Below are 9,432 nucleotides of genomic sequence, written 5' to 3'. Positions count from 1 at the left end.
TGGCTAACTAATCAAATAAGAGATTTATCTTTGTGGAATAATGATAAATTATTTGAGCTATATGAAATAATTCAAAAGCATCCTGATTCATATGAATTAATAACATTAAAGACAAAATGTAAAGAAGAAATAGATAAAATCAATGATGAAATCAATGATGAAATGAAAATAACTGATAATTTAGAATCAATTATGAATTAAGAAATTTGTTTATAAAATTCAATGTTAAACATTGCTTTTCACTGTCCACCTTTGTACTGTATATAAAAACAGTGCAAAGGTATTTTCATGGCTATCCGCAACCTAAAAGACAATTCAAAGAAACCTTGGCTTGCCGACTTCTACACGAACGGCCGCGAAGGTATACGCATTCGTAAACGCTTTGCCTCTAAAGGTGAAGCTACTACCTTTGAACACTACACTCTAAAAAAAGTAGAAGAAAAACCGTGGAAAGGTGACAAACTTGAAAACCGTCGCTTATCAATCCTTATTGATACTTGGTTTTCTATGTATGGCGTAAGTCTGTCTAATGGCCAAATTATCTATCAAAAGTTTGAACACATGGTTAAGGCCATGGGTAATCCTCTAGCCTCAACTTTTACAGCTAAGATTTACGCAGAGTTTCGCCGTAAACGTATGGCTGGTGAAATTATCTTTGTAGATAGTAAATGGCAAAAAGGCGCACCAAGTATTGCAACATTAAATTCTGAATTGGCTCGTTTTAAAGCAGTATTTGAAAAGCTTAAAGAACTAGGCGAATGGAAAGGCCCAAACCCATTAGAAAGCATTAAGCCATTTAGTGATCATGAAAGACCAATGAGCTTTTTAGCAAAAGAAGAGATTGCCCTACTTCTTGAAAAAGTATCTGACCATAAACGCCAAGATATGCTGAAGATAGTAAAGGTGTGTTTATCTACTGGTGCGCGTTGGAATGAAGCCGCACAATTAACTGGTAATCAGCTTTCAGAGTTTAAGATCACTTATACCAATACAAAGAATAAGAAGATTCGCTCTGTTCCCATCAGTGAGGCGTTGTATAACGAAATCTATAAGCCTACATCAGGTCAGTTGTTTGAAGAGTGCTACACTCCTTTTTGCTACATTTTAAAGCATAAAATAGGTATTGATTTACCTACTGGACAAGCTTCTCACGTTTTACGTCACTCTTTCGCGAGTCACTTTATGATGAATGGCGGTAATATTTTGGTTCTTCGTGACATTCTTGGTCATGCTGATATCCAAATGACCATGCGTTACGCTCACTTTGCACCAGATCATTTAAGTGATGCCATTACAAAGAACCCTTTAAGCTACTTTTAAGTAATTCACTAAATATGCATAATTAATCACATTTAAATAATGTGGAAAATAAAAACTTGGATCTGCGTAGTCATTTTGTAGTCATTAGCCATTTTTAGACCAAAAAAAGGCCGCTAAATGCGACCTTTCATTATTCGTTATTTCCGAAATATCGAGTGATTACTCTTTACCGAAAACGTTGTTCTCTTGCTCTTGTACTCGGATGAAAGTAGTACGCTTAGTTAGCTCTTTAAGCTGCGCCGCGCCTACGTATGTACAAGTTGAACGTACACCGCCAAGGATGTCAGAAATCGTTGTATGAACTGAACCACGGTATGGTAATAGTACGGTTTTTCCTTCAGCTGCACGGTACTTAGCAACACCACCTGAGTGCTTGTCCATCGCGCTTTGTGAAGACATTCCGTAGAATTTCATGAATTGCTTACCGTCTTGCTCGATAACTTCACCACCTGACTCTTCGTGACCTGCTAGCATACCGCCAAGCATTACGAAATCAGCACCGCCACCGAACGCTTTAGAAACGTCACCAGCACAAGAACAACCACCGTCACCAATGATACGACCACCAAGGCCATGTGCTGCGTCAGCACATTCAATGATTGCAGAAAGTTGTGGGTAACCAACACCAGTTTTAACACGTGTAGTACATACAGAACCAGGGCCGATACCTACTTTAACGATATCTGCGCCAGCTAGGATAAGTTCTTCAACCATATCACCAGTAACAACGTTACCCGCAGAAATTACTTTGTCTGGGAATTCAGCACGTACTTTTTCAACGTATTGAACTAAATGCTCAGAATAACCGTTTGCGATATCAACACAGATAAAGATCAAGTCATCTGTTAATGCCATGATGTCTTTTGTTTTCTGGAAATCAGCTTCTGAAGTACCAGTAGAAACCATTGCATTTTTAAGAACTGATGCATCATTCTCTTTCACAAAGCCAGCCCAATCTTCAACAGTGTAATGTTTATGAATTGCAGTCATTACTCCGTGCTCAGAAAGTGCTTTTGCCATTGCAAAACTACCTACAGAATCCATGTTAGCTGCAATTACAGGTGTACCAGACCATTGACGACCGCTATGCTTAAATGTAAACTCGCGGGTTAATTCGACTTGAGAGCGACTTTTCAGTGTTGAACGCTTAGGACGAAACAGTACATCTTTGAAGCCTAACTTTAACTCTTGTTCGATACGCATGATAAATTCCTCGTATTATCGATACTGGCTCTACTATCTCTTGTTGCCTTTGGCAGAAGGCAGTTAACAAACCAAGATAGCAGGCACAAAAAAACCGGAGCGCTGGCAGGCGCTCCGGTTTTCAGTATTATAGGGCCGGAAACTTATTTCGCAAGCCTGATAATTCATTTTTTTTTGTGATACTATTGATAAATCTACAAACAAATAACATCCTTCAGGATAATTACCCTAACAGAGAAGCCACCCCAAACAATATCACTAAAAAACACCAATAATCAGCATTTTATATCGAACGATAAACTGGATATTTTCACACCAAAACCATAGAAGTAAACGTTTACTATTTGAGCGAATAAAATCAAAGTGATCTAGTTCTCAATTTTTTACTATATTCATGAATGTTAATGAAAAAACTTGTGATATAATCTCGGAAAATTCACTTATTAACTGATCTTTAATTCATGAAGTTTCCTGGCCAACGTAAGTCTAAACACTATTTTCCTGTTCACACTCGCGATCCATTAGTGAATCAAATCAAACAAACGCCTAAACTTGAACGCACCCACCTTATCGGTGTTGGTCAAACTATTGTCGATATTGAGGCAAAAGTAGACGATGATTTCTTAGTGCGTCACCAGTTAAGTAAAGGCCATTCATTGGTTCTTGAAGAATCAAAAGCAGAAGCTTTATATAAAGAACTGTTTGAAAGAAACTTGATCAGTCATGAGTATCCTGGCGATACCATAGGTAACACCCTTCATAACTACTCTGTTCTAGCAGACAGCAAATCTATTCTGCTAGGGGTAATGAGTGAAAACATCAAAATCGGTTCTTACGCTTATCGTTATCTATGTAACACAACAAGCCGTATGGATTTAGATCACCTGCAACCAGTTCAAGGCCCTATCGGCCGTTGTTACACCTTAATTTCTGAAGATGGCGAACGTACGTTTGCGATCAATGAAGGTGACATGAACCAGCTTTGTCCTGCTCACGTTCCTGAGCATATTTTTGAAAAAGCCTCTGCATTAGTGATTTCTTCTTACCTTGTTCGTGGTAAAGAAGGCGATCCTATGATGGACGCGGTTAAAAAAGCGATTGAATGTGCAAAATCTCATAATGTCCCAGTAGTGTTAACGTTAGGTACTAAGTACGTTATTGAAGGCAAAGCAGAATGGTGGCAAACCTTCTTGAAAGAGAATGTAACCGTTGTTGCGATGAATGAAGAAGAAGCTGAAGCTCTTACTGGTGAGAAAGACCCCCTACTTGCAGCAGATAAAGCGCTAGAGTGGGTAGATTTAGTACTTTGTACTGCAGGCCCTGTTGGTTTATACATGGCTGGCTTTACTGAAGAAAGTATTAAGCGTGAAACTGACAAACCATTGCTTCCAGGTAATATCCCTGAATTCAACCGTTTTGAATACAGCCGTCCAATGATGAAAGCATTATGTACTAAGCCAATTAAAGTGTCTTCTCACATTGCCCCTTATATGGGTGGCCCAATGGAGATTAAAAACACGAATGGTGCTGGTGATGCTGCTTTGTCTGCCCTATTACATGATATGGCAGCTAATTACTACCATAAAGAGAACGTACCAAACTCGAGTAAACACGATGCCGAGTATTTAACTTACTCTTCTTTCTCGCAAATTTGTAAGTACTCAAACCGTGCAAGCTACGAGGTGTTAACTCAGCACTCTCCACGTTTATCTAAATCAATGCCTGAACGTGAAGATTGTTTAGAAGAAGCATACTGGGAGCGTTAAGCAACTTAGTACTCTATATAAATAATAAAAATCCGACGTTAGGCGTCGGATTTTTTGTATGTATTATTTAGTCTAATATAAATAATGTTAAGTTCGGTAAAGTACTTTCACTACGTGCCAACCGAATTTGGTTTTCACTAAATGCGGAACCAATGTTTCACCACTAAAACACACTTTATCAAACTGCGGTACCATTTGGCCTTTTTTAAATTCACCTAAATCTCCTCCTTTTTTACCTGAAGGACAGCTAGAGTATTTCTTCGCTAATACGTGAAATTTAGCGCCTTTTTTAAGCTGCTGAATAATGTCTTCTGCTTGTTCTTTATGCTTAACAAGAATGTGTAGCGCTGCTGCAGTGCTAGCCATGAATACCTCAAAGTGATCTTAGATAAATTTAGTCTAATTATATCGTTTATATAGCAACAATTGATAGCCTCACCTTTAAAAAGCGTCTCAAAAAAACTACAATTGCATCCAGAAAAATAATTATTTCCACAAGGCGATTATTTATGAAAAGCAAAGCGAACCAATCTCAAGGGATGCTGCTATTTAAACTCACACTAACACAGCGTTTTGCCATTGGTACGTTAAAAGTTCGTGAGATTGTGCCTTTTCAAACTCTCACTTCTATTCCCTATTCTCACCATCATGTATTGGGAACTGCAACGATTCGAAATATGGCGATCCCAATCATCGATATGTCAGCAGCGGTTGGTTTTAGACCACTTCAAGAAGAAGAATTACAAGACTGTTATATCATCATCACAGACTGTATGCGCACTGTGGTAGGGTTTGCAGTTAGAGCTATCGATAAAATCATTGAGTGTGATTGGAAAGCCATTGAGGCAGCACCAGAAACCGCTGGGGCAAATGTATTTGTTACAGGGATAACTCGAGTTGAAGACAAAATAATTCAACTTTTAGATGTTGAACTTCTATTATCAAAAATCTACCCAGAAGATACCTCAAATCTTTATCCTATCTTGGCGGATGTAGAAAGAGAGAAACTCAAAGCACTTAATATTCTATTAGTTGATGATTCGTTTGTGGCACGTAAACAGCTATCAACGGCTTTAGACAGTATTAATATTATTTATCATGTTGCAACTAATGGGCTTGATGCTTATGAAGTTCTAAAGCGAGCAGCAGAAGAAAATAACCCATTTGATATTGTGGTCAGTGATATTGAAATGCCGGGCTTAGATGGCTATGAGTTAGCGTTTGAAATTCAAAATGACACTAAACTAAAAGACGCTTACGTTATTCTCCACACTTCTCTTTCAAGCGAAATTTGTGTTGAACAAGCCAAGCAAGTTGGTGCGCATGAGGCGTTAACTAAATTTGAAGCAACAGAGCTAGTTCAAGCCATGCTGCGTGGTGCTAATCACAATCAAAAGAAATAATACCAACCCCAATAATTATCCGATCATTATTACTGGTTAAATGTTAGTCAACTAACGACATAAAAAAAGCCGCGTTAATCTTCATAAGATAAAGATTAACGCGGCTTTTTTATATATTAGAATTAGCTCTCTCGGCGATTAGAAATACAAACGTATAACTGACACAGCAACACAACCAGGTCTGCGGCATTTTTCAATTTCAACTTTAACTTCAGTTTCAATTTCTAAACCACGCTTAATTGGAGTTACCGACATTAATGTACTTCTCGCACGAATTCGTTTACCTGCTTTTACAGGGTATGGAAAACGCACTTTATTTAAACCGTAGTTCACTGTCATTTTTGCAGTAGGAAATAATAAGTTATCGCTGCCTACGTTGTCTGTTAATTTTGATAGCATTGAAAGCGTTAAAAAGCCATGAGCAATAGGTGTTTTAAACGGAGATTCTGCTGATGCTCTTTCTGGATCAGTATGGATCCATTGCATATCTTCGGTTACAGCACCGAATTGATTAATACGTTCTTGATCCATCATTGACCAATCGCCAATGTGGATTTCTTCGCCCAAACGAGCGGTTAACTCTTCAAATACAGCTTGAGTATCTAGATTCATTTCTATTGGCTCAGGTTGAACTACATCTTGCTGCGGTCCATTTGCAGCACGTTTGTGTTCTTTAACCCATGAAATAATGTGAATATTATTGGCTTTCTGTAAAAATTCAATCCAGTAATCCTTAATGGTTGGTGACATCCAGTCTTTTAATTCAAACGGATGTTTCGCCAGATATTCACGCTTATGCTTTAGAAAATCGACAACCTTCATAGAGAAACCTTATTTGATATCTAATAGTAAAAACAATGCTTAGTAAGTGCCAGAATTATAATTGTGTTACACATCACGTTTTTATGCAAACACTTTTCTAGCTTACAAGCGTTCGCTAGAACCAAGTTTATTATTAAATTACAAAGACTTGCTGACAATGAACACTGTTCAAAAAAGATCAAGAGTGAGAAGTAAAACTCATTAATTTTCTCAAAATCACCAAGAATGTATTCTAAATAAACCAATCACAAAAAATGAAGAACAACCCAAATTAAGCTATTTCCCCCATACTTTTATTAATGTTTAGTGTAAGTTTTATGAAAATTCCAATTTTTATTATATTTTATACATAAAGCCCTCTAGCTGATTAAGCATAGAGGGCTTTGTAAAGCAGCAGTTAAACAGAGCTAATCAATAACTAATGACATTAACCACGATAATAACGTTGAGGAACAAACGGCATTTTTTCAACTGTCATTGCTAGTTTTTTACCACGAACCTCAGCAAATACTTCAGTGCCAATAACAGAAAGATCTGTTCTTAAATACCCCATTGATACTGGCTTCCCAGCAGTAGGACCTGCAGTGCCAGAGGTTATAACTCCAACTTCAATATCATTCGCATCAAACAATTTACAGCCTTCACGCACTGGTGCTTTAGTTTGACCAACTAAACCAACGCGTTTACGATTTACATCTTTCGTTTCAATCTGCTTTAAAATGATATCTGCACCTGGGAACCCACCAGCGCGCTCACCGTCTGAACGACGATGTTTACTGATACCCCACAGTAAACTTGCTTCTACTGGCGTCGTCGTTGTATCTAAATCATGACCATATAAGCATAAGCCACACTCAAGACGCAGCGAATCTCGCGCTCCAAGGCCAATCCACTCGACTTCTTCAAAAGACGTTAATGCTTGCGCAAGCTCTGCGGCTTTATCATTTGGCACTGATATTTCATAGCCATCCTCACCTGTATAACCAGAGCGGCTGATATAACACTCGATACCATTAATATCAATAACGGCCGTATCCATAAACAGCATAGAAGCAACAGAGGGTTGAAGTCGTGACAATACATCTGCCGCTTGTGGACCTTGTAGTGCCAATAAAGCACGGTCTTCAATTACTTCAAGTTCAACACCTTCAGGAAGGTTGGCTTGTAGGTGTGCTATATCTTGTTCTTTACAAGCTGCATTCACTACGACAAATAGGTGGTCGCCAAAATTAGCCACCATTAAGTCATCCATAATACCGCCCTCTTCATTTGTGAAGAACGCATAACGTTGTTTCTGAGAAGGAAGGTCAATAATATCAACAGGCACTAACGCTTCTAATGCCGCGGCAGCACCTTCGCCAGTTAATCGAAGTTGGCCCATGTGCGATACGTCAAACAAACCTGCAGCATCACGCGTGTGAAGGTGTTCTTTTTTTACACCAAGTGGATACTGAACAGGCATATCATAACCGGCAAATGGCACCATTTTTGCGCCAGCAGCTACGTGCATATCAAAAAGTGCAGTTTTATTTAGTTGTTCTGACATCTTCTTTTCTCCATGTGCCATCTCTGGCTGATTTTGTCGTTATCTTTCTAATTAAGTAGGCGTTTATCGGTTACGCTTTATTTTGCAGTAACCCAGAGAATTTGAGCGTCTTCTTCACTGATTGAAATAAGTACGTGTCCCATACTTGCTTCATAATAAACACTATCCCCTACTGCTAAATTAACCGGTTCATAAAATTCACTGTAGAAACAGACTTCACCTTCTAGAACCAATAAAAATTCTTCTCCGTCATGACGCACCCATTCTGCATACGCATCAAAATTACGTGCTCGAATACGACTTTTAAATGGCATCATCCTTTTATTAGATAATTGTGTCGCTAACAGTTCATGTTCATAAGTCGCTGTAGGATGAGGTTTACCCTGTTCTACACGAGTGATATCTCTTCTGCCCACCGCGACTTTCTGTTTTGGTGGTTCAAATATTTGCGGAATATCAATATCTAACCCACTAGCCAATTTTTGTAATGCTTGAAAGGTAGGCGAGATTTGTTCATTTTCAATTTTAGAAAGCGTTGAACGAGCTAATCCTGTTCGCTTACTTGCCTCTTCTAATGTCAATCCAAGTTGAATACGAATGTCTTTTAATCGCTTACCAAGATCAAGCGGTGCAATCGGTTGCTCCTCGCTATTTTTATCAACTTTAACGATCTTTGCTTCTGCCATTATATTTTTAAGCTGGTTCAAGCGTTTCTCCTTGCTCATTTAAGCATCCAAGTTGCTCTATTAATATTCATCTTAAGGAGGGAAATTGCGAGATAAAAAGCAACACAAATGCTTAAATAGTGCGCTAGGTAACAAAACGGGAAACAAAGTTTCTTATTGGAAACTTCAGCATTGAATGTTGCATTTCACACTTGTATGTTTAGGAATAATTATCGTTGTTAATAGACATAACACGACATTTTTCGCTAATGCTATTTTGCAAGAGCTAATTTGCTAAAAACAATTCACACTGGAGAAGTATCATGGAAAAAGATCTTAAATTTACAGCAAGCCACGAATGGGTACGTGAAAATGGCGATGGCACTGTAACCGTTGGTATCTCAAACCACGCTCAAGGCCTACTTGGTGATGTTGTATTTGTAGACTTACCTGACGTTGATGACGAAGTAACTGCGGGAGAGAATTTCTCTTTAGTTGAATCTGTAAAAGCGGCTTCTGATATCTATGCACCTATTTCTGGTGTGATTGTTGAAATCAATGAAGATCTTGAAGACAGTCCTGAACTTGTTAATGAAGAACCATATGAAGGCGGTTGGATTGCTAAAATCAGACTGACAGATGAAGGTCAACTTGAAAGCCTAATTCCTGGCGATCAATACCTTGAAAGCATCGAAGAAGAATAAAAA

10 protein-coding genes are annotated in these 9,432 nt (G+C 38.4%); 5 read left to right on the top strand and 5 right to left on the bottom strand.

The window, feature by feature from the left end; genetic code table 11:
- Both BTO22_RS20005 and BTO22_RS12900 read left to right on the top strand, forming a co-directional pair.
- Positions 1-201, top strand: a 201-nt coding sequence (locus BTO22_RS20005) for a hypothetical protein (protein ID WP_181044648.1), incomplete at its 5' end; no start/stop codon positions are given.
- Positions 202-288: 87 nt separating this feature from the next.
- Complete coding sequence (locus BTO22_RS12900) at positions 289-1,320, top strand: phage integrase (protein WP_105055881.1); 1,032 nt, start codon at positions 289-291, stop codon at positions 1,318-1,320.
- 159 nt (positions 1,321-1,479) lie between these two features.
- Here BTO22_RS12900 and BTO22_RS12895 read toward each other — a convergent pair whose 3' ends face one another.
- Positions 1,480-2,523 (bottom strand): GMP reductase, encoded by a 1,044-nt coding sequence (locus tag BTO22_RS12895; RefSeq protein ID WP_105055880.1) that lies wholly within the window; start codon positions 2,521-2,523, stop codon positions 1,480-1,482.
- A 461-nt stretch (positions 2,524-2,984) separates the two neighbouring features.
- On the opposite strand from BTO22_RS12895, the gene BTO22_RS12890 reads away from it, so the two are divergent.
- Positions 2,985-4,289 carry an inosine/guanosine kinase gene (locus BTO22_RS12890; protein ID WP_105055879.1) on the top strand — a complete coding sequence of 435 codons (1,305 nt, stop codon included), beginning with the start codon at positions 2,985-2,987 and terminating at the stop codon, positions 4,287-4,289.
- A gap of 87 nt (positions 4,290-4,376) precedes the next feature.
- Here BTO22_RS12890 and BTO22_RS12885 read toward each other — a convergent pair whose 3' ends face one another.
- Positions 4,377-4,655, bottom strand: a complete 279-nt coding sequence (locus tag BTO22_RS12885; protein ID WP_045103769.1) for a peptidylprolyl isomerase — start codon at positions 4,653-4,655, stop codon at positions 4,377-4,379.
- A gap of 143 nt (positions 4,656-4,798) precedes the next feature.
- On the opposite strand from BTO22_RS12885, the gene BTO22_RS12880 reads away from it, so the two are divergent.
- A complete protein-coding gene (locus tag BTO22_RS12880) occupies positions 4,799-5,692 on the top strand; it encodes a chemotaxis protein (protein ID WP_105055878.1) in 894 nt (297 codons plus the stop codon).
- Positions 5,693-5,830: 138 nt separating this feature from the next.
- Here the strand turns inward: BTO22_RS12880 and BTO22_RS12875 are convergent, their stop codons facing one another.
- The 3 genes from BTO22_RS12875 to BTO22_RS12865 form a co-directional block, all read right to left on the bottom strand.
- On the bottom strand, positions 5,831-6,514 hold the full coding sequence (locus BTO22_RS12875; protein ID WP_060993003.1) for a MaoC family dehydratase: 684 nt from the start codon (positions 6,512-6,514) through the stop codon (positions 5,831-5,833).
- A gap of 427 nt (positions 6,515-6,941) precedes the next feature.
- Positions 6,942-8,060, bottom strand: coding sequence for a glycine cleavage system aminomethyltransferase GcvT (gcvT, locus tag BTO22_RS12870; RefSeq protein WP_105055877.1), 1,119 nt, complete (start codon positions 8,058-8,060; stop codon positions 6,942-6,944).
- 77 nt (positions 8,061-8,137) lie between these two features.
- Positions 8,138-8,746 (bottom strand): helix-turn-helix domain-containing protein, encoded by a 609-nt coding sequence (locus BTO22_RS12865; protein ID WP_181044686.1) that lies wholly within the window; start codon positions 8,744-8,746, stop codon positions 8,138-8,140.
- A gap of 302 nt (positions 8,747-9,048) precedes the next feature.
- Here BTO22_RS12865 and gcvH point away from each other — a divergent pair, with 302 nt between their 5' ends.
- Positions 9,049-9,429 (top strand): glycine cleavage system protein GcvH, encoded by a 381-nt coding sequence (gcvH, locus tag BTO22_RS12860; RefSeq protein ID WP_105055875.1) that lies wholly within the window; start codon positions 9,049-9,051, stop codon positions 9,427-9,429.
- Positions 9,430-9,432 lie beyond the last annotated feature (3 nt).

This window comes from Aliivibrio sifiae, from assembly GCF_002954705.1.
GTDB lineage: Bacteria > Pseudomonadota > Gammaproteobacteria > Enterobacterales > Vibrionaceae > Aliivibrio > Aliivibrio sifiae_A.
Note: the sequence above shows the minus strand (reverse complement) of the source record. Positions and strands in the feature narration are given on the sequence as shown.

Bases quoted from the DNA above. Each gene is read 5' to 3' on its own strand.
- BTO22_RS12900 (WP_105055881.1), top strand. From the start codon at position 289: ATGGCTATCCGCAACCTAAAAGACAATTCAAAGAAACCTTGGCTTGCC.
- BTO22_RS12895 (WP_105055880.1), bottom strand. From the start codon at position 2,523: ATGCGTATCGAACAAGAGTTAAAGTTAGGCTTCAAAGATGTACTGTTT.
- BTO22_RS12890 (WP_105055879.1), top strand. From the start codon at position 2,985: ATGAAGTTTCCTGGCCAACGTAAGTCTAAACACTATTTTCCTGTTCAC.
- BTO22_RS12885 (WP_045103769.1), bottom strand. From the start codon at position 4,655: ATGGCTAGCACTGCAGCAGCGCTACACATTCTTGTTAAGCATAAAGAA.
- BTO22_RS12880 (WP_105055878.1), top strand. From the start codon at position 4,799: ATGAAAAGCAAAGCGAACCAATCTCAAGGGATGCTGCTATTTAAACTC.
- BTO22_RS12875 (WP_060993003.1), bottom strand. From the start codon at position 6,514: ATGAAGGTTGTCGATTTTCTAAAGCATAAGCGTGAATATCTGGCGAAA.
- gcvT (WP_105055877.1), bottom strand. From the start codon at position 8,060: ATGTCAGAACAACTAAATAAAACTGCACTTTTTGATATGCACGTAGCT.
- BTO22_RS12865 (WP_181044686.1), bottom strand. From the start codon at position 8,746: ATGGCAGAAGCAAAGATCGTTAAAGTTGATAAAAATAGCGAGGAGCAA.
- gcvH (WP_105055875.1), top strand. From the start codon at position 9,049: ATGGAAAAAGATCTTAAATTTACAGCAAGCCACGAATGGGTACGTGAA.